Origin of the sequence: Martinezella hainanensis, assembly GCF_900094555.1 — a bacterium.
GTDB lineage: Bacteria > Pseudomonadota > Alphaproteobacteria > Rhizobiales > Rhizobiaceae > Rhizobium > Rhizobium hainanense.
Genome location: NZ_FMAC01000013.1, coordinates 36,414 through 59,645 on the forward strand (window position 1 = coordinate 36,414; position 23,232 = coordinate 59,645).

Consider the following 23,232-nt stretch of genomic DNA (forward strand, 5'->3'; position numbering starts at 1 on the left):
GATGTCTAACTCCTCGTTCGGACTGGGTTACAGGACGCCGGCTTCGGTCTTGAGCTTTTCGACCAGTTCGGCAACCGACTTGACCTTGACGCCCGCCTTGCGGCCACCGGGCTCTTCCGTCTTCAAGACCTTCAGCCGCGGCTCGGTCGACACGCCGAAGTCGGCAGGCGACTTCTTGTCGAGCGGCTTCTTCTTGGCCTTCATGATGTTCGGCAGCGAGGCGTAGCGCGGCTCGTTGAGGCGCAGGTCCGACGTGACCACGGCCGGGAGCTTGACCTCGATCGTCTGCAGGCCGCCATCGACTTCGCGGGTGACCTTGGCCTTGCCCCCAGGGCCAGCAGCTTCGATCTCGATCTTCGAGGCGAAGGTGGCCTGCGCCGTGCCGAGCAGGGCTGCCAGCATCTGGCCGGTCTGGTTCGAATCGTCGTCGATCGCCTGCTTGCCGACGATGATCAGACCCGGCTGTTCGGCATCCGCGACGCCTTTTAGGATCTTGGCGACGGCGAGCGGCTCGACGGCGTCATCGGTTTCAACCAGGATGGCGCGATCCGCACCCATGGCAAGCGCCGTGCGCAGCGTTTCCTCGGCCTTGGCAGGTCCGATCGACACAACCACCACCTCTTCCGCCTTGCCGGCTTCCTTCAGACGCAGCGCCTCCTCGACCGAAATCTCGTCGAACGGGTTCATCGACATCTTCACATTCGCAAGCTCGACGCCCGATCCATCCGGCTTCACCCGGATCTTCACGTTGTAGTCGACCACGCGTTTTACGGGCACGAGAATCTTCATTGACACCACTCCTGTTCAGCGGCTCGGAACCGGCGTATCGCCGCGATAATCGTAAAAGCCTCTGGCGACCTTCCGCCCCAGCCAACCCGCTTCGACATATTTCACCAGCAGCGGACAGGGGCGATATTTGCTGTCCGCAAGCCCTTCATGCAGCACGTTCATGATGGCGAGACAGGTATCGAGGCCGATGAAATCAGCCAGTTCCAGCGGTCCCATCGGATGGTTCGCACCAAGCTTCATGCTCTGATCAATGTCGAAGACCGAACCGACACCCTCGTAAAGCGTATAAACTGCTTCATTGATCATCGGGATCAGGATGCGGTTCACGATAAAGGCGGGAAAATCCTCCGCCACGACCGCAGTCTTGCCAAGGCGTTCAACGACCGCGCGGACAGCCTCGAAAGTCTCCCGGCTGGTCGCGATTCCACGGATCAGCTCGACGAGCTGCATGACCGGAACCGGATTCATGAAGTGGAGGCCCATGAACCGCTCGGGCTGCTGGGTCCGTCCGGCGAGACGGGTGATCGAAAGCGAGGACGTGTTCGACGTGAGTATGGTCATCGGCTTCAAATGCGGGGCCAGATCGTCGAATATCTTCTGCTTGACCGCTTCCTTCTCGGTTGCCGCCTCGATAACAAGGTCGCTTACCCCAATTTCCGGTAGGTTCGTGGTCGCGCGAATACGGCTGAGGGCGAGCTTCTGCTCCTCATCGCCGATTTTGCCGCGCGCGACTTGCCGCTCCATGTTCGAGCCGATCTTTGCGATCGCCGCGCGAACGCGTTCGGCATCGACATCCATCAACGTAACGCGGTATCCGGCAAGTGCCAGGACGTGGGCAATGCCACTGCCCATCTGTCCGGCGCCAATGACGCCGACGGTCTCAATCGTCATATTTCCTCATCTCCCATACTGGGGAAACTCCAACTACCATTACCTAAGGCTGGCGCGGCCCGCTCAAGCCTCAGGGAGCTACGCGACAGATGGATCGGCGTTCGCAAGCCGGGCAAGCCCTCATGGTCGATCAGAAGGCCCCGCGCCCTGATCTGCGGTTCATCGATCGCCTCGGCTACCGTGTTGATCGGGCCGCCAGGAACGCCCCCCTTCTCGAGGTCAGCGATTAGCTCCGCCTTTGTTCTGAGGCTCGTCTTTTCCGCAATTAGAGCGCAGAGCGCTTTGCGGTTCTCCACCCGCGCCGGGTTGGTCGCGTAGACAGGATCATCGGGAAGCCCGTCGAGACCGAGCAGCCCGCAAAGAGCCGCAAACTGCCGATCGTTACCGCATGCAATGATGAGATGCCCGTCAGACGTGGGGAAGACCTGATATGGAACGATATTGGGGTGCGCGTTACCCATGCGCCGGGGCACCTTGCCGCCGGCGAGATAGTTCATCGCTTGATTGGCAAGCACAGCGACGCCGACGTCAAGAAGCGCAAGATCGACCTGCTGGCCAAGGCCGGAGCGCTCACGCTCGGCAAGGGCTGCCTGAATGCCGATGACCCCATAGAGCCCGGTAAAGACGTCAATCCAGGCAACGCCGACTTTCTGCGGTTCACCATCCGGGTCGCCGGTTAGATCCATGATCCCGCACATGCCCTGGATCAGGAAGTCGTAGCCTGGCTGTTGCGCGCGCGGACCTGTCTGACCAAAACCAGTCACGGAAGCGTAAACAATCCGCGGATTGGTTGCGGCGACACTCTCATAGTCGAGGCCGAATTTCTTCAATCCGCCGACTTTAAAGTTTTCGACCAGGACATCCGCGTCGGCGATCAAGGTTTTGATGTGGGCAAGATCCTCGGGATCGCCGAAATCGCAGGTGACCGACGTCTTGCCCCGGTTTGCCGCATGAAAATAAGCGGCCACCTTCTCTGTGCCGCCTCTTCCGTCGGGCCGTTCCAGGAATGGTGGCCCCCAACTGCGGGTATCGTCGCCTTGCGGGCTTTCGATCTTGACAACCTCAGCGCCGAGATCTGCGAGCGTCTGGCCGATCCAAGGCCCCGCCAGGATTCGGGCAAGTTCGACGACTTTCAGGCCGGCAAGCGGCGCACTGTTCGGACCGCCCATCAGAAGAACGCCTGAATGCCGGTCTGGGCACGACCGAGGATCAGCGCATGGACATCGTGCGTCCCCTCATAAGTGTTCACCGTTTCAAGGTTCTGGGCATGACGCATGACGTGGTATTCAATCTGAATGCCGTTGCCGCCATGCATGTCGCGAGCCTGTCTTGCAATACCGAGCGCCTTGCCGCAATTGTTACGCTTGATGAGGGAGACCATCTCCGGCGCAAATTTGTGCTCATCCATCAGTCGCCCTACACGGAGCGAGGCCTGCAACCCAAGTGCGATTTCCGTCTGCATGTCCGCCAGCTTCTTCTGGAAAAGCTGCGTGCCGGCCAGCGGTTTGCCAAACTGCAGACGGTCGAGGCCGTATTGGCGGGCACGGAACCAGCAATCTTCGGCTGCACCGAGCACGCCCCAGGAAATGCCGTAGCGGGCGCGATTCAGGCAGCCGAATGGCCCCTTAAGACCCGAAACGTTCGGCAGCAGGGCATCCTCGCCGACCTCGACACCGTCCATCACGATCTCGCCGGTGATCGAGGCGCGCAGCGACAGCTTGCCGCCGATCTTCGGCGCCGACAGGCCCTTCATGCCCTTTTCGAGGATGAAACCGCGGATCTGGCCGTCATGAGCTTCCGATTTGGCCCAGACGACGAAGACGTCGGCGATCGGCGCATTGGAGATCCACATCTTGGAGCCACGCAGTCGATAGCCGCCATCGATTTTCTCGGCGCGGGTCTTCATGCCGCCGGGATCGGAGCCGGCATCCGGTTCGGTCAGGCCGAAACAGCCGATCAGTTCGCCGGAAACGAGGCCCGGCAGATATTTGTCGCGCTGGGCGTCGGAGCCGTAAGCATAAATCGGGTAGATCACCAGCGACGACTGGACGCTCATCATCGAGCGGTAGCCGGAATCAACGCGTTCGACCTCTCGCGCCACCAGCCCGTAAGAAACATAGTTGGCGCCCGCCGCCCCATATTTCTCCGGCAACGTCACGCCGAGAAGCCCGGTTTTGCCCATTAGGCGGAAGAGACCAGGATCAGTCTTCTCTTCAAGATACGCGTCCTGAACGCGCGGCAGCAGTTCGGTCTCAGCAAAGGCCTTGGCGGCATCACGGATCATGCGCTCCTCGTCGGAGAGCTGATCCTCGAGAAGGAAAGGATCATCCCAAGCGAATGCGCTCGTCTGGGCCGAAGACATGGCTGTGGCGGAATTTGTGGTCACGGATTTCCCTCGAATGAAATGCGACCTCGGATGTCGAAGCTGCCTTTCCTATGTATTTAACGATTGCCATGCGCGAGAAATAACCCTATTTTGTCGTGATATAATTCATAAAGTGCATAGGTTTGATGCGCCCGCGCCGATTCCTTCCCTCCATGAGTCTTCTCTCTGCATTCGAGGCCGTCTTGCGGACCGGTTCGACCGCAGCGGCGGCGCGTGAGCTTGATCTGACGCAGAGCACGGTGAGCCGCCTCGTGCAAAATCTGGAGCAACAGCTTGGCCGGCCGCTTTTCGAGCGACACAGGCAAAAGCTCATTCCGACCCAAGCCGCCCATGCTTACGGACGGGACGTGAGTCGCGCGCTTGATCTTATTCAGCGGAGCAGCATGGAACTTGCCGCCAATCCAGGCGGTGGCACCCTGTCGCTGGCGATCCTGCCGGCTTTCGGCACGCGATGGCTGGCGCCACGGTTGGGCGCTTTCCTGGTCAAGCATCCCGGTATCACGATCAACCTCGCTACGCGGCTCAAGCGCTTTAACTTTGCCGCCGAGAGTTTTGATGCAGCCGTTCATTTCGGAGCGGATGATTGGCGGGATGCCGACCATTTGAAATTGTTCGAGGAACGTCTGACGGCCTGCATCTCGCCGGCGCTCCTGGTTGAACATCCCATTGCCGACATTGCCGACATGGCCGGTCTGCCACTCTTGCAATTGGAAACGAGGCCCAACGCCTGGGATATCTGGTTCGCTGCGCAAGGCGCAAAACCACTGAATGTAACGGGAATGCTTTTCGATCAGTTCGCGACGATGACGCAAGCCGCCATTTCTGGGCTCGGTGTGGCTCTTCTTCCTGATTATCTTGCAGACATCGAAACTGTGGAGGGGCGTCTCATTCCGGTTTTAAAGCGGTCTGTAGCCGGATCGGGGTCCTACTGGCTGGTCTGGCCGCAGTCGCGTGCCAATTACCCTCCGCTGGAGGCCTTCCGCATTTGGCTGAGCAGACAGATGCAGGCGGACGACGGTCGCTAAAATTCGCGCAAGGGCTGACAGCATATCGACCTCGACGTCCGCCCAAAAGAAAATGGCGGATTTTCTCATCCCATTGGAACACTCGCCTCGGGCCGTTGTTATGCGCCGGAACTGCTGTATTTGCGGCCGCGCGTGAGCTATTCCGATCTTGCCTATCCGAGGTGCGCCGCTAATCCGAAGCTAAAACATGTGGGCTGAATTCGGCCGACATAGTCGAAGCCCATGCTCACTAGAGTCGGCCCTTATCCTGAGATCCCCAAGGAGAATACTCATTTCCTGTCAGATGCGATGCTCTCGATCAATCGGTCGATATAGCCATCGAACACGCGCACCATGTCGACCGCGTCTGGATCTCTTAGCCAAAGCATCTGCAGCCCATCCATCATCGCGATGAGTTCGGCCGCAATTGCGCGGCAGTCGACATCCCCCCGGATTTCCTTTCGGGCCGCTGCTCTTTCGAAACTGGCAGCGATATTCAATTGGAGACTTCTCGAACGCTTTAGGAACCAGCTCTGTGCGGGATGTTCAGCCGTTAGGCTCTCGGCGTTTAGTACAGCGAAGGCCTTGATCACGGCGGGGACCTGGGCGTTTCGTCGTACCGCCTCCCCCATCGCGCCGAGTAAGCCTCGCCACTCCGCGGTACCGTGGACGACGGAAGCACTTTCGAGATCGCGCTGTTCGAGCACCGCTAACAAAAGGTCGACCTTTGTCGGGAAATAGTGCAGCAGACCAGGCTGCGACAATCCCGCATCATCGGCAATCGAGGCGATGGAAGCGCTTTGATATCCGTCTTCAGCAAAACGACGTATCGCGGCAGCCATAATTGCCTCCTTGCGCTTGGCACCCTTTGCCGACGTGCCACGTGATTTCATTTGACCGCCTCGTACTTCCTGCTTGCGCTCTGCCATGTGGGTCCTCCGCTCGGTCTACTCGCAATTCTTAAAATGAATGAGCTCACGTGGGCTGTGTTTAGCAAGTTTGCAAAAATCCGAAAGCGTTCCCTCATGTGATAACTTGACAATATATAATTTACCGAGTACTCGGTCGGTAATTTAGGAGGAGTAAGGCTTCTGCGCTCGTTGACCAGCGCGCAGCCTTAATCAGGCCCTCCAATGAACGGTCCTGGGTTTGGTTTAGTCCCAGTATCATGCGGAATTGGTCCGGCCTGAATCGTGTCTTTGATGCTCATGAGTGGCGGAAAGCTTCGCGAGTCTATCGCCGATTCCGAAACAGACCGCTCACTCGGGTTGTTTTGAGACTACCTTGCCTCGACTTGAGGAAGGCAACCGAGGGGAGAAAAATGGATATTGTAAAAACTGGCACGACTGGAGACCACTCCCAGGCGAGAGGCGTTGGCTTACCGTTCATTGTTGGCTTTACGCTTGCCAATCTGGGATTTTACGTCGCCGTGCTCACGCCCATCGCAATTGCGCTGGCGATTAGGGTTCAGGCACTTGACCCTGAGGGCAAAGGCGCAAGCCTAGGCGCAATCTTAGGGGCTGGCGCGTTATTTGCTCTTTTTGCCAATCCCCTTTTCGGGCAACTTTCCGATCGTACTAGATCTCGATTTGGCCGCCGAAAGCCTTGGCTTATCAGTGGCGCTCTGGTCGGGACCCTTAGTCAAATTGTAATTGCGTACTCATCAAGCCTTATCATCATTGCCATTGCCTGGTGTGTAGTCCAAATGGCCTACAATGGCATGCTTGCAGCCCTCGTTGCCGTCGTTCCTGACCAAGTTCCCGAACGACAACGCGGCCTGGTCTCGGCGCTCGCGGGTATGTCTATATATGTCGGTCTGCTCATCGGTAGCGCCGTTATTTCCGTGACAGGAACGACGAATAACGCAATGTTCCTCGTGCCAGCCGGAATCGGCCTTGCTGCAATCTTGATATTCACGCTTTTGTTTCAGGACAGGCCTACGAATAATGAGGTGCCTTTGAAGGCGCAGCCTACAAGAGAATTCGCAGCGAGCTTTTGGGTCAATCCGGTGAAGCATGCAGATTTCGGCTATGCTTGGTTGAGCCGTTTCCTCGTCTGCTTCGGCTTCGCGATCCTGACTTCATATCAGGTCTATTATCTTACCGACCGCCATGGCGTTTCTGGCGCCGACATCGGTCACGTCATGTTTACGTCGACGTTGATCACGACCGCATGCGTCGTTGTCTCGTCGCTAATTTCCGGATATTTCTCTGATCGACTAGCCCGTAGGAAGATTTTCGTCTTTACTGCGGCGGCAACTTATGCGCTCGGTATCGGAGTCATTATTGTTGCTGCTGATCTAGCCTTATTCTTTTTAGGCGTTGCCATCTCCTCCGTCGGCTTCGGTGTTTATATGGCTGTCGATCAGGCGCTTGTTGTGGATGTCTTGCCCAATCGGGAGACTCACGCGGCGAAGAACTTAGGCGTTTTGAACATCGCGAACGCCGTACCTCAGTCGATAGCCCCGGCCGTAGCCCCCCTGCTCCTTTCGATTAGCTCTGCCGTCAGCCAGAACTATACGGCGCTCTATTCCGCAGCAGCAATCAGCGCTTTTCTTGGCGCGCTGGCCATCGTTCCGGTGCGTGGCGTGCGCTGAGAGTTGCTACGCAATGTAGCGGCGGGCGGAGGCGACTGCCGCTATTCAATAAATGGACCGGCTGGAGGACACGACCGTGATTGACGACCTTCTCGATGAAATGACACTTGAAGAACAGGTTGCATTGCTTTCCGGTGCCGACTTTTGGACGACGGTACAAGTCGAACGCCTCGGCATACCGAGGATTAAGGTAACCGACGGTCCAAACGGCGCACGCGGTGCAGGCTCTTTGGTTGGCGGAGTAAAATCCGCTTGCTTTCCGGTTGCAATCGGACTTGGAGCAACATGGAACCCAGCACTCGTTGGGCGCATGGGTATGGCGCTGGCCAATCAAGCCAAGAGCAAAGGGGCGTCGGTGCTGCTCGCTCCGACGGTCAACATCCACCGCACAGGTCTGAACGGCCGAAATTTCGAATGCTATTCGGAGGATCCGCTGCTGACGTCTGAAATTGCTGTTGCCTATATTGAGGGCGTTCAAAGCCAAGGGGTAGCAGCAACAATCAAGCATTTTGTTGGCAACGAGTCAGAAATCGAGCGGCAAACGATCTCATCCGACATTGATGAGCGAGCACTTCGGGAAATATATCTTCTGCCTTTTGAACAGGCGGTGAAGAAGGCGAACGTCATGGCTGTCATGTCGTCGTACAACAAATTGAATAACATTTACACCAGTGAGCATGCCTGGTTGCTGACGACCGTACTGCGAGAGGAATGGGGTTTTGACGGCATTGTCATGTCGGACTGGTTCGGTTCCCATTCAACTGTTGAAGCAATCAATGCGGGGCTGGATCTGGAAATGCCAGGGCCGGCAAGAGACCGTGGCGCGAAGCTTGTTAGCGCCGTCAACACCGGAGCAGTTGAGGCCGAAACCGTGCGCAATGCGGCGCGGCGTATCCTTAATTTGCTTGGGCGTCTTGGCGCATTTGATATCGCATCAGATCTCGCTGAGGAGGCTGTCGATCTTCCAGAAGACCGCGCGCTGATACGCCGTCTAGGCGCCGAGAGCGCCGTGCTTCTCAGGAATGATGGGATACTACCACTTGCAAAAAGCGAACTGAACCGGGTCGCAGTAATCGGTCCAAATGCCGCAGTGGCCCATGTCACCGGTGGAGGCAGTGCGCAAATCAATGCTCACTATAAGGTAAGTCCGCTTGAAGGCATCCTCAATGCTTTAGGTGACGATCGCGTTTGCTACGCACAAGGCTGCCGCAATAATCGACTGATTGACGTGTTCAGAGGCGAAGTCACCGTGGAGTACTTCACGGGGCGTACGTGCCAAGGATCGTCAGTTCATACGGAAGTCGCTGATTCCGGAGAGTTCCTTTGGTTTGATCTTCCCGCCCGGGAACTCGTCGTCACCGACTTTTCAGCGCGACTGAGCGCGACCTTTGTTCCCGAAGAGAGCGGCGAACATAATATTGGGATGACCAACGCCGGACTAGCCAAGCTGTACGTCGACGGCGAATTGACCATCAATGGCTACGACGATTGGACAGCTGGCGAGAATTATTTCGGCACGGCCAACACCGAACAGCGCCACAATCTGATGCTCGAGGCGGGCCGCACGTACCAGATCGTTGTTGAATTCGCATCTCCTACCACCATGTCAGCGGGCGTCAACTTGACCGGAATCCGCTTCGGAGTGGAGAAACCCCTCAGCACCAAGGCAATTGACGAGGCCATAGAGCTTGCACGTTTTGCCGATGTAGCTCTGGTTTTCGTTGGCCGCAATGGTGAGTGGGATACCGAAGGTCTGGATTTGCCCGATATGCGTTTACCAGGACGACAGGACGAATTGATCGAGAAGGTAGCCGCGATCAATCCCAACACCGTGGCGATCCTGCAGACAGGCGGACCGATCGAAATGCAGTGGCTCACCAAAGTCCGCGCCGTGTTGCAATTGTGGTATCCGGGGCAGGAACTTGGTAACGTGGCCGCTGATGTCCTTTTTGGCGACGCCGAGCCGAGTGGTCGCCTGCCACAAACCTTTCCGAAACGGGTGACGGATAGTTCCGCCATCACGAGCGATTTATCCATTTATCCCGGCAAGGACGGCCGCGTGCACTACGCCGAAGGAATCTTCGTCGGATATCGTCATTATGATATGACCGGAATTGAGCCGCTCTTTCCATTCGGCTTTGGTCTCGGATACACGCGTTTCGATTGGGGCTTGCCAAAGATCTCAAGCACAGAAATGGGAGCCGATGGCATCTCAGTCACTGTCGACTTAACCAATGTGGGAGAGAAAGAAGGTGCAGAGGTCGTGCAGCTCTACGTGCATCCTCTCGCAAATACGATCGAGCGACCCTCTAAGGAATTGCGTGCTTTTGCAAAATTGACATTGCAACCAGGAGAAAGCGGCAAAGCCAATTTAACCATTAGGTTGCGCGATCTCAGCTATTTCGACATCGAGCTGGGCGGATTTGTAGCTGAGGCTGGGGATTACGAGCTTTTGATTGCACGCAATGCAGGCGAGGTTTGCTCTTCGTTCAAAATTCGTCTTGCGTCCTCGTGGACCGAACTGGTGAAAAGCGTAAAAGACAAACCTGCGGAATCCGCCCCTTAACATCACCTCTGATCTTGGCGTTCCGTTGGCGAATAGCATAACGCGTTGGGAGCGCTGCGAAATTCAATCAGTTCTATTCCGTTGGCCGCCGTTTTTTCATCGTCGGCACCTTTCCGATCCCGAAACGCCGGATTCGCCTGCAATGCGCACGATTTTTGCGTAATCTCAATAATTCAGCCAAAATTTGGATAGTTCCGACAATAGAAATTTATCGTTCGGAAAGCAGTTGAATCCAAATTCAGAACAACCGAAGCAACTCAGCGACCCTTCCAACCGCCATGAAGGCGGTTTGCTTTGGCGAAGCCCTAACAAAGCCCCTGGCCAAATACAGCGGCGACTTCCCACATCTTAGACATATAGGAACCATCATGAACCCCTTCAAAACCTTTGGAGTCGCCGCTCGTCTCGTCATCGGCTTCGGCTTCACTCTTCTTTTGATGGTTGGGCTTACCGTCTATTCCGTCACCAAGGTCGATCACATCAACCGCGATTTGACGACGATAAACGATGTCAACAGTGTGAAGCAGCGCTACGCAATTAACTTCCGCGGAAGCGTGCATGATCGGGCGATCGCCATCCGCGATGTCGCGCTACTCGAAAGCGAGGCAGACCGGAAGCAAACCATAGCGGTAATCGCAAAACTTGCGGCTTCTTACGCGGAAAACGAGAAGCGCATGGCAGAGATGGTAGCCGCTCCGGATGCTGCAACTGACCAGGAGAGAGCGATTCTGGCCGAAATTGGCGACATACAGGGGAAGACGAATCCTCTAGTCGCGCAAATCATCGAACTCGAGGACGCGGGGAACGGTGAACAGGCCAAAAAAATTCTGTCAGAGCAGGCGCGCCCGCTTTTCGTCGCCTGGCTCGCGTCCATCAATAAGTTCATCGACTATCAGGAAGGCCTCAACAAGTCTATCGGGGTCGATGTCCGCGGGATAGCGAGTGGTTTCAAGTCGCTTGCATTCGCAGCGCTCGGGATCGCGATCCTTCTTTCGATGGTCGCGGTCGGAATTACGGCTCGCTCCGTGGTGAACCCACTGTCAAAGCTTCGCGAATCGTTGAAGGCAATGGCCGAAGGCAATCTCGAAGGTAACCGCCATCTTGAAGCGCGCTTCGATGAGATTGGGATGCTAGCACGCGCTGTTGCCACGCTTCGGGATGCGATCTCGGCAAAGGCGGAGGAAGAGGCTGAAATTGAAACGAAACGGGCGGTAGTCGAACGTGAAAGGCTCGCGGAGGAAGCGCGCGAACAAAACGTCATTGCCGAGCAAACGAGCGATGCAGTTCGTCAGCTTGCCGGCGCACTCCAGGCCTTGGCGAATGGCGACCTGACTCAACAGATCACCGTGCCATTCATACCCTCACTCGACAAAGTAAGACTAGATTTCAACGCTGCCGTCGAAAAACTCCGAGTTGCTATGCAAAAGGTGGCCGAAAATGCGAGTGCAATAGCCGCCGGAGCCAAGGAAATCCGATCCGCCTCAAACGATCTCTCCCAGAGGACCGAACAGCAAGCCGCATCGGTCGAAGAGACGGCGGCAGCACTGGAAGAAATCACCACGACCGTGACCGATTCGAGCGAGCGTGCTCAAGCCGCCGGTCAGCTTGTCCGCCAGACGAAAGTTAGCGCCCAGCGGTCCGGAGGCGTCGTTCGCAATGCCATTGGCGCTATGGGCAAAATCGAAGCCTCAGCCGCAGACATTGCCAATATCGTTGGTGTCATCGACGAAATCGCGTTCCAAACCAATCTGCTGGCACTCAACGCCGGCGTAGAGGCGGCTCGTGCAGGAGAAGTGGGCAAGGGTTTCGCGGTCGTTGCGCAAGAGGTACGTGAACTCGCACAGCGTTCCGCCAAGGCAGCAAAGGAGATAAAAGAGCTGATTACCACCTCAAACGACCATGTTACAAACGGGGTAATCCTGGTAGGAGAAACCGGAAATGCATTGAAAGAGATCGTTGCTCAAGTAGAGGAGGTTGATGGAAACGTCACGGCCATCGTTCAATCTTCGAAGGAGCAGGCGTTAAGCTTAAAAGAGATCAATACCGCCGTAAACACGATTGATCAGGGGACGCAGCAAAACGCCGCAATGGTTGAGCAGGCTACGGCTGCGGCATATAGCCTCGCACAGGAGGCTGACGCATTGTTCCATCTTCTCCGCCAGTTCGACACCGGAGCGGATCTAGCCGCAACGCGGAAGTTACCGACGCCGTCCATCACCAGCATCCCCCGATCGGCTACGCCAGTCCGTCGAATGGCAGCAAAAGTGGTCCAATCGTTCGGAGGAAACGTGGCATTGGCAAGCGATTGGGAGGAGTTTTGAACGAAGGTCTGCCGCAGGCGCATGGACGAATTTCTCGCGCTAACCGCAAATCACGGGCCACCTCGTCAGTTCTCACGAAGGGGAAGCGTTCCAGGATTCGTTTTCGGCGAGTTACTGTCAATCGGCGTTGTAACGGGACCCCTTATCGGCTCCCAAAAGGGACCCCTGCCTCTGGTTGCATAGGGTCAGCGCGCGTAGGCCCGGAGCTTTCCATTTAGCGCAGGGGCCTGCGGGCGCGGATTGTTTGTCTTTTCGGCTTTAGCTTTGAGAGCGGTTTTTGAAGCGCCAGGATTCATTCCCGGTCTCAACGATCTCGCAATGATGAGTGAGTCTGTCGAGCAGAGCGGCGGTCATCTTGGCGTCGCCGAACACGGCCGGCCACTCGCCGAACGCCAGGTTCGTCGTGACGATGATTGAGGTCCGCTCGTAGAGCCTGCTGATCAGATGGAAGAGGAGCTGCCCGCCGGCCTGGGCGAATGGGAGGTAGCCGAGCTCGTCCATGATGACGAAGTCGAGCCTGGTGATGAAGTCGGCCAGCCGCCCTTGCTTTCCGCCACGTGCCTCCGTCTCAAGCCGATTGACAAGGTCAACGACATTGAAGAAGCGCCCGCGTGCTCCGTTGCGGATCAGAGCACGAGCAAGCGCGATGGACAGGTGGGACTTTCCCGTGCCGGTCCCGCCGACCAGAACGATGTTGTGCTGCTCGGCAAGGAAGGCCCCGGTCGCGAGCTGACGCACCAGCCCTTCATTGACCGGTGTGTCGGTAAAGTCGAAGTCGTCGATGTCTTTGGCCAGCGGCAGCTTGGCAACAGCGATCTGGTATTTGATGGAGCGAGACTGCTTCTCGGCGATCTCTGACTGCAGTAGGTCGCCCACGATGCGCGGCGGTTCGTGCTGGCGCTTTATGCCGGAGGCCATGATCTCGTCATAGGCGCTGCGCATGCCGAACAGCTTCAGCGTGCCCATCATGTCGAGGATTTGGGGTCGTTCCATATCAGCTTGCCCTCCTGAGGCTGTCGTAACGGGCGCAATCGGCCAGAGGCTCATGAGTCAGGCGAAGCGCATCGGGAATGGAAAGGATGGCAGCCGGCTGCGGGTCACGCTTGCGGGCCAGAATGTTGATGATGACGGCGGCCGAGAACACGCCCTGATCGAGCGCCTCCTGGCAGGCCGCCTCGACGGCAGGGAGCCCGTCCAGACCGACACATTCGAGGATCGACACCATCTGCCGGTCGCCGTCATGCATGCCCTTCAGCCGGCGTCGCACTTTCTCCATGGCGGCAGGCAAAACCCAATCGTGGAACGGCGCACCATTGCGCAATGCTCCCGGCTTTCGAGTCAGGACCGGCACATAATGCCATGGATTATAGACCGTCTCGCCGCGGCCGTAGCTGCGGTCGTGCCGGCCTATCTCGACGCCGTCCTGACGGATGATGATGCGGTCGGCATAGGCATGTATCTCGGCCGGGCGACCGACCGAGGTCGACAGCACAGAATATTTGTTGTTATCGAAGCGCACGAGGCAGGTCTTGCCGATCGAGGCCTGCACAGCATGGAAGCCATCGAACGGACCGGGATAACTGACCAGATGCGGCTTCTCCGTTTCGAACACCTCCCAGATCGTGCGCTCTGTCTGGTCGACATGCTTATGGGCGCGGGCGTAGCTGATGCATTTGTCCAGCAGCCAGCCATTCAGCTCGTCGTAGGATTTGAAGCGCAGTCGGGGTGTGAAGAAGCGTTCCCGCACCAGATTGACCTGGTTCTCGACCTGGCCTTTCTCCCATCCTGACGCCGGAGTGCAGGCCACCGGCTCGATCAGGTAGTGGCTGCACATCTGCAGGAAGCGGCGATTGTATTGCCGTTGCTTGCCGACGAAGACCGTTTCCACCGCGGTCTTCATATTATCATAAATGCCGCGCGTGCAGGCCCCGCCGAAGAACGCGAACGCCCGGTCATGGGCATCGAAGACCATCTCCTGCGTCTCGCGCGGATAGGCTCTCACATACATCATCCGGCTATGGCAGAGCCGGACATGCGCCACCTTCACCGTCGTCGTCACGCCATTCAGCACGACGATCTCGTGGCTCCAGTCAAACTGGTAAGCCTCGCCCGGCGCATAATAGAGCGGCACATAGGCTTCCGCCGTCACCGAGCCGCGCTCCTTCGCCCAGGTTCGGGCATAGCGCCGGACGGTGTCGTAACCGCCCTGGTAGCCGAGTTCGCGCAAATCCTCGAACAGCCGGATCAGCGTCAGCCGTTCCCGAGAGGATTTGGCCTCATTGGCAAACAGCATTCCATCGAGCTGATTGCGCCAAGGACCGAGCTTCGGCTGAGGTTGGCGGGCCCGCTCGTATTTGAACTCCGTCTCATCGCTGCGCAGAACCTTCCGCACCACCTTGCGCGATACACCAAGCTCCCGGCAGATCGCCTTAATCGACTTGCCCTGCACGCGGGAAAGTCGCCGTATCTTCAGAATTGTCTCCACAACAAGCATCCAAATAAAAAGCCTCCGATTAAACCGGAGGCTGTTGTAACCCCATCGCAAATGGGGGTCCCGTTTGGACGCCGATCACCCCAAATGCGGGGTCCTTATTCCATGCCTAATCACAAGTTACCGCCTGCGACATTTCGCGCGAGTTCCAGATAGACCTTCAAATCCGAATGTCCGGATAGTATGTGTAGTGTATGGATATCAAGCCATACACTATCGGTTAGGGTCATGTGGAAAACGCGAATTGTCGGCGGCGGCCGGCTAAAATACATCGGTTGGGCGACGCTCTCGAACAGGACATCCAGGCTGGTGTTTATGCGTCAGGTGGTCGGTTGCCCGGGACCATGGGCCAAACCGATTCATCCGGCTTGATGATCGAAGTGAAGTTCGACGGTGTGTTTAAAGGACAAAACAAGCTGCTGAAGCGGCAGACAAACCTCCGTACGATAGATTTTATCAAAGTTAGGAAATTGAGAGCGATGGATTGGTTCCCTTTAGTCTTCTTTCCGTTGAAGGTTTTCGCGTTAGGCACGGGCATGTTCTTCGCCATAAAGTGGCATTACGCTCAACGGATTTCCTCCGACCCGATTAACGTCGTCAAGGTCGTGTTAGAGTGCGCTGGCTATTTCCTGCTTGTGATAATCGTGTTCGCAGCGGTCTACGGTTCATTAAATTACCTCGGTTTACTTCCTGCCGGTTTAGACTTCGTTTGAAATGGAGAAAGAAGCTTGATACCAACGTCATTAGTCTCGACTTGCAGACAAGACTGGCCGCTTGCAGTCGTTCTCGATAACTGACTTAGTCAATGCGATTGGCGAAGGATTCTCTGATTTGGCTTCGCCGTTTTAGGTTCGATCGGTGGTATTTCATTCAACGAGTGATTTTCCAATGAGTATGCAATTGCTGACAACCTACAAGGTCCTCTTGAGTTGCTCTTTGTCGCTATAGACGACGCGCGGACTGAATCACCATACCGTCCCACTGGAAAGGTAGTCAGGAACTCACTCAGGAAAGCCACAGGCAACACCTCAGCTGCGGCTGCCCTGGCCAACAGAAACGGCGATTATTGCCTTCGATTACGCAATGTTTGCGAGGGGAGCTCGCCAAAACGTGCATGATAGTCCGCTGCAAATCTTCCCATCTGGGCAAAGCCCCATTTTGTCGCAACATCAGAGACCGACGTTGTCGCTGGATTACTTGCTAGCTCTGCTTGAACAGCCTCCAATCTGAGATTACGAAGATAGCCCATTGGTGTGGCGGACTGAAACTGTCGGAACCCTAATTGCAATGCACGCATTCCCGCGCCAGAGGCAGCTACAATTTGTTCCAATGTAATCGGCTGACTTATGTGACTGCGCATAAATTCAATCGCGCGCTTTACATGGCGGGGGTTTGCATTGACTTCTGTGTGCAGCTTTTTCGAGTAGGCGTGTGGCACGGAGAATAACAGGTGGTTGAGGAAGCCGTCCACCAGATTGGTTAGCGCCATAGGCGACTTTTGGAGAAGAGATTCGTCCCTCAAGCCTTCATTCAGTAAGTTAGCAAGCTGTTTGAGCAATAACCCCGGTCCAGTTGAAATATCGATTTCCGGGTGAAAACCCATATCTCTTTTTACAGGTATCCCAAATAAATTAGATAGACGCGTTTGCAACTCCGCGAAGGATAATACTGCGGTTAAGTGACTGCGTGGGCCGCAGATACTCATACCTTTATTATAAGCCGAATCAACAATTGTGATCTGAGAGGGAGCGGACACCAAGTCTTGCTCATTCATGTGGATAGTTGCCCCACCGCTCTGCGGAAAGAGCAAAACCAATTTGTCACCTGCCGCCTGCCGGCGGTTCCAGATTTCTCCCTCATAAGCTGCCTGCACGAACGTCAACGGGCCAGTGGTAACCACCTGGCAATCAAAAGAGAAGCCGTCGCTAACGCGCTCCACGGCAAAGCGAGATGTAGAGCTGGAAATAATTGCTGCGAGCTTTTCCGGGTCCCTACCATACTCCCTTGTTCGTACAATCTTGTTCATTGCTTTAGCATCTTTCGTAGGCTCGAAAGTGAGACCGGTCGGTGTAGTCTTCATTCCCTGCTCCCGGAGTTGAAAGAAGGCGCCTCGTCCGGCCGATCGGGAATATTTCGTAGATTTCGCTGGCAAGCTAACCGGATCTAACCCTTGCAGCAATTGAGCCATCGCTACGCTTAATCGTGCAGCATCGCACGCCAACTTCACTGAACCCGGCGTGAAGACCTATCCAAAGCGCCTCGCCCGGATCGATATTGCCCAGGAAAAGCAATGAAAGTGGCTGATCGAGCCACGCGGCTGCAGCGTTGCCTTCCCAATTGCAGAAGGCGCGCCCGACAAGAGCGATGAATTCCGCAAAGTAGAAGAGCCCGGCGCCGTTGAACTCTTCAAACGGACTGGGGCGGAACGAAAACTCTCGTAAAACGGCGTTGTCCTCTTCACGGTCGAAACGGCTGCCCCATTCCCGAAGCTGAGCGACCTCGAGGGCCAGAGAGCTCTCAAGCACCGGTCCTTCAGCACGAAAGTGCCTGACCAGCGAGCGCGTTATAGACCTATTGTCCTTGCCTGCCCTTGCAACGAATGTGGATTGCAAAGTGACTGTACCAATCTCGACATCAGCGATTGCCAAGTGATGCACGCTTTCCATCCGAGCGTGTGAAACCGAGTAGAGTTCGGAGCGGATTGATAGCACATCATTTGCTTTTGCCGCTGACAGGCGGGCATTCACCTTGAGCGCCGAGATGGCGGCATAAGCTTCATTCCCTTCGGGCGAACGGAAGTCGGCCGTCGCCATACCTAATCGTTTGGCCAGCATCAGCCAGTGCCGATGTCCGAGTTCCTTCATCAGCCACGTCCGTGCGAGTCCAAACGGCGTCAGATGCGGCATGCCCAGCAGAATATGCGGATAAAGGGCTATCTGCATTGGATCGATCGGCGAGCGCGCCGAAGTTAAGGCGGACGGCATTATGTTCAAACGGGGCCCCCCTTCTTCAATATTACAGGGATTGCAAACGTGCTGGTGTCGTAACCATCTGACGAGGCAGTTCGGAATTGTCTCGTCAGCCCTGTGAGCCGATCGCCTTGCTCAGTAAGGAGCATGCAGGCAGCGTTCGCTTCCTCTACCATTGCGGCGTTCCGTAGAGTCGCATCCCGCATTTCTGCGACCGTATCGTTTACTCCGCTCAATCGCTCCGATTGCCGAGAAAATGTGTGTTCTACAGCTTCGACATTGCTGTTCATCTGTGCCAGGGCGTCTACGACCGAACGAAACGACTGGTCGACGTGCTCGACGAGGGCCGAACCGGTGGAGACCTGTCGCTGTGAAACGGCGATCAGGGCGGCGATCTGCTCGACTGCACCTGCCGCTTTCTGGGCGAGATTGCGGACCTCGTTCGCGACGACCCCAAAGCCACTTCCGGCTTCACCCGCTCGAGCTGCCTCTACCGAGGCGTTGAGAGACAGCAGCCGTGTCTGGGTTGCGATCTCATTGATTAGCGCCACGATTGCGCCAATCTGACGCGAAGATCTGTCAATCTCCGTCATGGCGGCCTGAGCTTCGGTCATCGCCGCCGCGCATTTTTGCGTTTCCTCTCTAGTCGAAACGAACGCGCCGTGCACGTCCGACAGGCGCTCCGCAGAAGATCGCGCATGACCGAAGACGTCATCCAGAATAGCGGCAGCCGTTTCAAGGCCGCCGACGTGCTGCACGGCGCGGTGCCCAAGCGCTGTCATGGCTGCGCGTATCTCTCCAGCGTTAGCATGGACGGTTGCGGCGGTCTGCGTAAGACTACCGATCGTGCCATGCAATTGATTTACCGCCGCATTGAAATCGCGGCGAAGATCTTCGTATTCCGCGGGGAAAACGTCGTCGATCCGCACGGTCAAGTTTCCGGCCGCAACCTTGGAAAGGGCACCGGCTAAAGCCGCCACAATGCGGGTTCGCTCAGCTTCAGCAATGCGTATCTGTTGTTCGGCTGCGTGAAAGAGCGTGATATCTTCCAACACGGCAAGCGTGCATCGCCTTTCGGCCTGAGCCAACGGCGACAGCGTGGAGCGGGCGGTGAGGATGCTTCCGTCAAGACGCTTGAAGTTCCAAAGCCGTCGAGCAACGCCATCTAACGCGAACGTCTTGTTGAAAGTGTCAAGCGATGCCCGAAGCTCCAGTCCGTCGGGTTGCTGCGAACCCAGTCTGTCCGTGATCTTTTGGCCGATGATCTGATCGCGCCGCCCGCCACCAAACATCGTGACGCAGGCTGGGTTGGCCTCGACAATTATGCCATCAGCCATGATGAATACCGGGTCCTTGTGGCTATCCAGCGCAATGGTGCGCAGTTCGCCTGCAAGATCTACCTTGCGCGAAGTCGCTGCCGGCGGGAGTCCGCCGGCTATTACATTTCGGAGAACGCTGACGAACCGTTTCATGCCTGCCGCTCCCCCTGCACCATGGGAAATTAACCCAAACGATTGCTATTAGCCTGCGGCGACCCGCTTGCGCGTTTCACGGTTCAGGCCAATAAACGAGACAATATCGTCGACGATGTACTCAGCATCCTTCGCCATGCCGAGGAACCGGCCGGAGCCCCATGTCCAAAGCCAGGGCAAACCCAGCACATAGGTTCCTGGAATGCCCGTAACGCCGCGACGCTGAACGGGATAACCCGTTCCATCGAAGATTGGCAGCGACACAAACGACCAATCCGGCGTGAAGCCAGTCGCCCAGATGACGCTGGTAACGCCGGCGGCCTCAAGATCCAGTTCCGTCGTTTCTCGTTCTGGCACCCAGACCGGCTCATAGACGCTCGGTGGCGGCGCATCGATGGCGCGGTCAGCGATGTGCCGGTCAATCAGTGCGTTGATGCTGTTATAGACGCGGTCGGCCTCATCAAGGTTTTTCGCCAGATTGGGTCGGAAAATCATCTTCCCACCGGAAACTGTTTCCATGCGGCCGTAGAGCTCCATCCCCTCCTGCGCAAACTTGCGCAGGTCGATGTCGCGCCCTCCGTCACGGCCGGTCAGATAGTGATTGGTGTCGTGCTTCTTCTTGTTCATGCCATCATGCTCGATGGTGATGTCGTATTGGCCAATATCGGTCAGCCAATCGACCACATCCCGGCCACGATAGAGCCGCGCGCAACGGGGAGCATTGCCTGTAACCAGATGCACCCTGCGGCCCGCCAAATGCAAATCCTCCGCGATCTGACATCCGGACTGACCGGAGCCTATGACCATCACCTCGCCTTCGGGAAGGATTTCGGGATTGCGATAGCTGGCCGTATGGAGCTGCAGAATGGACTCCGGCAGTTTCTCCGCCGCCCGCGGAATGAATGGGTTAGCGTACAGGCTCGTTGCGAGGATGACCGCATCTGCTCCAACCACACCGGCGCTGGTTTCGATACGGAATCCGCTGCCATCGCGTTCTATGAGCGTCACCTCAGTATTTTCCAGCACAGGTGCCTTCACCTTATCGATGAAGCGGTCGAGATAGCCGACAATCTCATCTCTGACCATGAATCCATGGGGATCGGCTCCATCATACGGATGGTCGGGAAGAAGGCATTGCCAATTCGGCGTTACAAGGCAGAAGGCGTCCCAGCGTTCGCTCTTCCACTTGTGCGCCGCCGTCTTTTTCTCAAAGACGATATGATCGACACCTGCCTTGCCGAGATAGTAGCTGGCGGAGAGGCCGGCCTGACCGCCACCAACGACAACCGTCGAATAATGGGGCTTGAGAGTGACGTTGGACATGGGAGCACCTTTCATACGAGGAACTTTTTGATGAGAATTTGAGATTGGGAATCCGAAATGATTGAGGCCTGGCTTTCGATACGCGCCAGTTGGCCGAGCGCGAGCGAACAGGAGTAGCCATACCGGGCTCGGACACGTTCGCTGGCGATACTCAGCGCCTCACGGCTGCGCGACAGGAAGTCCGACAGCGAGTAATACTCGCCCTCGCCGAAGTAGTCTCGAATGACGAGCGAAGGTGAATAACACTCTTCGTCACGACCGTCTGGCCAGGTCACGATGAAGCGCATTTCAGGCATGGATCGTCTCCGTCTGATCGAGAAGAGCGTGATAAGCGGGCAGATGCGCCAACGCTGTCGAGCGCCAGTCGTGGCGAGCCGCAACTTTCCGGCCGGCCTTTACGGACCTGCGCCGCACGTTTTCCGACAGGGCGGCGAGCATGGCGTCCGCAATAGAGGCGGGCTTTAGCGGATCGCACCAGACTGCCGCGTCGGGCGGAACATATTCAGTGAAGGGCGCGATCGAGGAGAGAACAACCGGTACGTCACTAGCCATGGCCTCCAACACCACGAGCCCGAAACCTTCCTTCACCGAGGGAAAGACCAGCGCATCAGCGCGGCGAAACAATGCCGGCATGTCCTCGTCGGCCACTGCGCCAAGCAGGCTGACGGCAGAGGCGAGGTGGGGACTACCGTTGAGTTCTTTGTTGAACTCGGCCTGATAACCACTGTGGTCGAGCAACGAGACACCGCCGGCAATCAGCAGCCGCGCCTCAGGGCGCAGGATTCTCACCTGTGCGAAGGCTTTGAGAATTGCGAGCGTGTTCTTGCGCGTCTCAATTCCACCGACTGCCAGGAACACCGGTCCAGCACCCACCGCCAGGTGGACGGCAAGCCGATGATCGGTTTCGTCCCGGTCCGGCCTGAACCGGACCATATCGACACCGTTGCCGACGCATATCGCCTCTCGTCCGAGTTCCCGGAAATGGCCTCGCCAATGATCGCTGACGGTGACGAGGACGTCGGCGTAATCTATGGAGCGAGCCTGCAGGTCCATCAGGCGCGGGTCGGTAAAGGCATCGACATGGTGCACCGTTCGCAAGAAGCCCGCGATCTTTCCCCTCTCCTTTAGAGTCGCCAACGCGTTTCCGGAAATGCCATCATGAGCGTGAAAGAGATCGAATTCCGTTGCGCAGGGTTGCTCGAAGTGCCGCAAATAGTCTTCGATCCGCTGTTCGACCATAGCTGTCATGTCCGATGGTGCGGGACTGACAGGAAAGCCACGTAGCTCACAACGCGCCGAACGAAAAAAGCCCTTACCGGACGCATCCGGCGCATGCGCGATCACCTCGTGCCCGAGATCGCAGAGGGCTTCCGAAAGTGCAAGGGCATGGACCACACCGCCGCGCGGATTGGTGGAATGGGCAAGCATCGCAATGCGCAACCGACGAGTCATTTTGCGGCCTGTCTGCGGTCTAATTGCATCAGCGGCTCAACGGCGTAGTCGCGGATGACGGAGGTTTCACCCCCGGAGGCAACGCTGACGATCGAGCCTTCAACGATGGTGCCGACGACCGCTGCCGTTAGATCGCGGCTGGCGAAGATGCTCATGACGCTATCGACATGTTCCGACGGAACCGAAAGCAGGTAGCCGTAGCTAGGGAAAGTTGCGAGCCAGCGCGAAAGTGTCACACCAGCAGGAACGGGGATCGCATCGAGATCGATGGTGATGCCGACGCCGGAACATTCCGCAAGCATGATCGCGGTACCGACGATGCCACCCTGGCTGATATCTTTGGCAGCTCGCGCGAGCCCGGCCTCTGCAATCTGGGGCAGGAGATCAAGATCGCCACGCAGCCTTTCTGGTGGCGCGCTGGTTGCTGCTTCCCAGTTATTGAATGGTTCTCGATATTGGCCGCGATGATCGATAACGGCGATAAGGCGCTCGCTCGGCTTCGCATCGAAGCTGGTCAGCAAGCACTTTGCCTTGCCTAGAACGGCAACGGAAAGCTGCCCTCGGTCAGTTTTCAGATTGGTGTGTCCACCGACGATCGGAACGCCGAACGCATCCGACGCCGCCTTCAGTCCGGCGAGAACTGGTTCGGCCCCTTCGCCGCCTTTCGCCCAGAGCGCATCGACCACAGCGACTGGGCGCCCTCCCATCGCCGCAACGTCAGAAAGATTGACCATGACGCCGCACCAGCCGGCAAACCACGGATCGCCAACGACGAATTCGTTCATGAAGCCCTCGATAGCAAATAGTAGGTAGTCATCACCGTTCGGCAGTGCCGCGCAATCGTCGCCGACCGCAATGCTGCCGCCAACTAGACCAAGGCTGTCGGCCACCGAAGCAATATCGCATTTTGCTGCGATGCCACTGCTCTCCTTCAGCCCCTTGACGATCACGTTGAATTCGTCTTCCGTCATT

18 protein-coding genes and 1 pseudogene are annotated in these 23,232 nt (G+C 56.9%); 5 read left to right on the forward strand and 14 right to left on the reverse strand.

The genetic code is table 11. From position 1 onward, the window contains the following. Positions 1-27: 27 nt before the first annotated feature. Genes GA0061100_RS28655 through GA0061100_RS28670 form a run of 4 tightly spaced genes read right to left on the reverse strand, consistent with a single transcriptional unit; the run spans position 28 to position 4,042 of the window. On the reverse strand, positions 28-789 hold the full coding sequence (locus GA0061100_RS28655) for an electron transfer flavoprotein subunit beta/FixA family protein (protein WP_075856257.1): 762 nt from the start codon (positions 787-789) through the stop codon (positions 28-30). Positions 790-804: 15 nt separating this feature from the next. Further along, positions 805-1,680 (reverse strand): 3-hydroxybutyryl-CoA dehydrogenase, encoded by an 876-nt coding sequence (locus GA0061100_RS28660; protein WP_075856258.1) that lies wholly within the window; start codon positions 1,678-1,680, stop codon positions 805-807. Beyond that, entirely contained in the window at positions 1,677-2,849 is a 1,173-nt protein-coding gene (locus GA0061100_RS28665; RefSeq protein ID WP_075856259.1) for a CaiB/BaiF CoA transferase family protein, read from the reverse strand. The genes GA0061100_RS28660 and GA0061100_RS28665 overlap by 4 nt, the downstream gene beginning before the upstream one ends. Further along, positions 2,849-4,042 carry an acyl-CoA dehydrogenase gene (locus GA0061100_RS28670; RefSeq protein ID WP_075856260.1) on the reverse strand — a complete coding sequence of 398 codons (1,194 nt, stop codon included), beginning with the start codon at positions 4,040-4,042 and terminating at the stop codon, positions 2,849-2,851. Before GA0061100_RS28670 ends, GA0061100_RS28665 begins: the two co-directional genes overlap by 1 nt. 149 nt (positions 4,043-4,191) lie before the next feature. On the opposite strand from GA0061100_RS28670, the gene GA0061100_RS28675 reads away from it, so the two are divergent. Beyond that, positions 4,192-5,091, forward strand: coding sequence for a LysR family transcriptional regulator (locus GA0061100_RS28675; protein ID WP_075856261.1), 900 nt, complete (start codon positions 4,192-4,194; stop codon positions 5,089-5,091). Between the two features lie 269 nt (positions 5,092-5,360). Here GA0061100_RS28675 and GA0061100_RS28680 read toward each other — a convergent pair whose 3' ends face one another. Further along, on the reverse strand, positions 5,361-5,999 hold the full coding sequence (locus tag GA0061100_RS28680) for a TetR/AcrR family transcriptional regulator (protein ID WP_075856262.1): 639 nt from the start codon (positions 5,997-5,999) through the stop codon (positions 5,361-5,363). Positions 6,000-6,391: 392 nt separating this feature from the next. On the opposite strand from GA0061100_RS28680, the gene GA0061100_RS28685 reads away from it, so the two are divergent. From GA0061100_RS28685 to GA0061100_RS28695, 3 genes are all read left to right on the forward strand, one after another. Further along, positions 6,392-7,666 (forward strand): MFS transporter, encoded by a 1,275-nt coding sequence (locus GA0061100_RS28685; protein ID WP_075856263.1) that lies wholly within the window; start codon positions 6,392-6,394, stop codon positions 7,664-7,666. Between the two features lie 76 nt (positions 7,667-7,742). Beyond that, positions 7,743-10,232, forward strand: a complete 2,490-nt coding sequence (locus GA0061100_RS28690; protein ID WP_075856346.1) for a glycoside hydrolase family 3 C-terminal domain-containing protein — start codon at positions 7,743-7,745, stop codon at positions 10,230-10,232. A gap of 368 nt (positions 10,233-10,600) precedes the next feature. After that, positions 10,601-12,553 carry a HAMP domain-containing methyl-accepting chemotaxis protein gene (locus GA0061100_RS28695; protein ID WP_075856264.1) on the forward strand — a complete coding sequence of 651 codons (1,953 nt, stop codon included), beginning with the start codon at positions 10,601-10,603 and terminating at the stop codon, positions 12,551-12,553. 258 nt (positions 12,554-12,811) lie between these two features. On the opposite strand, the gene istB is transcribed toward GA0061100_RS28695, so the two are convergent. Together istB and istA are read right to left on the reverse strand one after the other, a co-directional pair. Then, positions 12,812-13,546 carry an IS21-like element helper ATPase IstB gene (gene istB, locus GA0061100_RS28700; RefSeq protein WP_015341886.1) on the reverse strand — a complete coding sequence of 245 codons (735 nt, stop codon included), beginning with the start codon at positions 13,544-13,546 and terminating at the stop codon, positions 12,812-12,814. Further along, a pseudogene (istA, locus tag GA0061100_RS28705) lies at positions 13,479-15,047 on the reverse strand (IS21 family transposase). The gene istB and the pseudogene istA overlap by 68 nt, the downstream one beginning before the upstream one ends. Positions 15,048-15,319: 272 nt before the next feature. On the opposite strand from istA, the gene GA0061100_RS34180 reads away from it, so the two are divergent. Continuing rightward, positions 15,320-15,757: a hypothetical protein gene (locus GA0061100_RS34180; RefSeq protein ID WP_083961464.1), complete on the forward strand. Its 438-nt coding sequence runs from the start codon at positions 15,320-15,322 to the stop codon at positions 15,755-15,757. 350 nt (positions 15,758-16,107) lie between these two features. Here the strand turns inward: GA0061100_RS34180 and GA0061100_RS28715 are convergent, their stop codons facing one another. From GA0061100_RS28715 to GA0061100_RS28745, 7 genes are all read right to left on the reverse strand, one after another. After that, entirely contained in the window at positions 16,108-17,124 is a 1,017-nt protein-coding gene (locus GA0061100_RS28715) for an AraC family transcriptional regulator (RefSeq protein ID WP_159444813.1), read from the reverse strand. Between the two features lie 73 nt (positions 17,125-17,197). After that, the gene (locus tag GA0061100_RS28720) at positions 17,198-18,028 is read right to left on the reverse strand and encodes a Pnap_2097 family protein (RefSeq protein ID WP_083961466.1); all 831 of its coding nucleotides are present in this window, start codon (positions 18,026-18,028) and stop codon (positions 17,198-17,200) included. Positions 18,029-18,033: 5 nt separating this feature from the next. After that, on the reverse strand, positions 18,034-19,485 hold the full coding sequence (locus GA0061100_RS28725) for a methyl-accepting chemotaxis protein (protein ID WP_075856266.1): 1,452 nt from the start codon (positions 19,483-19,485) through the stop codon (positions 18,034-18,036). Positions 19,486-19,533: 48 nt separating this feature from the next. Next, positions 19,534-20,808 carry an MSMEG_0569 family flavin-dependent oxidoreductase gene (locus tag GA0061100_RS28730; protein ID WP_075856267.1) on the reverse strand — a complete coding sequence of 425 codons (1,275 nt, stop codon included), beginning with the start codon at positions 20,806-20,808 and terminating at the stop codon, positions 19,534-19,536. 11 nt (positions 20,809-20,819) lie between these two features. Further along, the gene (locus tag GA0061100_RS28735) at positions 20,820-21,104 is read right to left on the reverse strand and encodes an MSMEG_0570 family nitrogen starvation response protein (protein ID WP_075856268.1); all 285 of its coding nucleotides are present in this window, start codon (positions 21,102-21,104) and stop codon (positions 20,820-20,822) included. Then, a complete protein-coding gene (locus GA0061100_RS28740; RefSeq protein WP_075856269.1) occupies positions 21,097-22,260 on the reverse strand; it encodes an MSMEG_0565 family glycosyltransferase in 1,164 nt (387 codons plus the stop codon). Before GA0061100_RS28740 ends, GA0061100_RS28735 begins: the two co-directional genes overlap by 8 nt. Beyond that, the gene (locus tag GA0061100_RS28745; RefSeq protein ID WP_075856270.1) at positions 22,257-23,231 is read right to left on the reverse strand and encodes a sll0787 family AIR synthase-like protein; all 975 of its coding nucleotides are present in this window, start codon (positions 23,229-23,231) and stop codon (positions 22,257-22,259) included. Before GA0061100_RS28745 ends, GA0061100_RS28740 begins: the two co-directional genes overlap by 4 nt. Position 23,232: the final 1 nt, after the last annotated feature.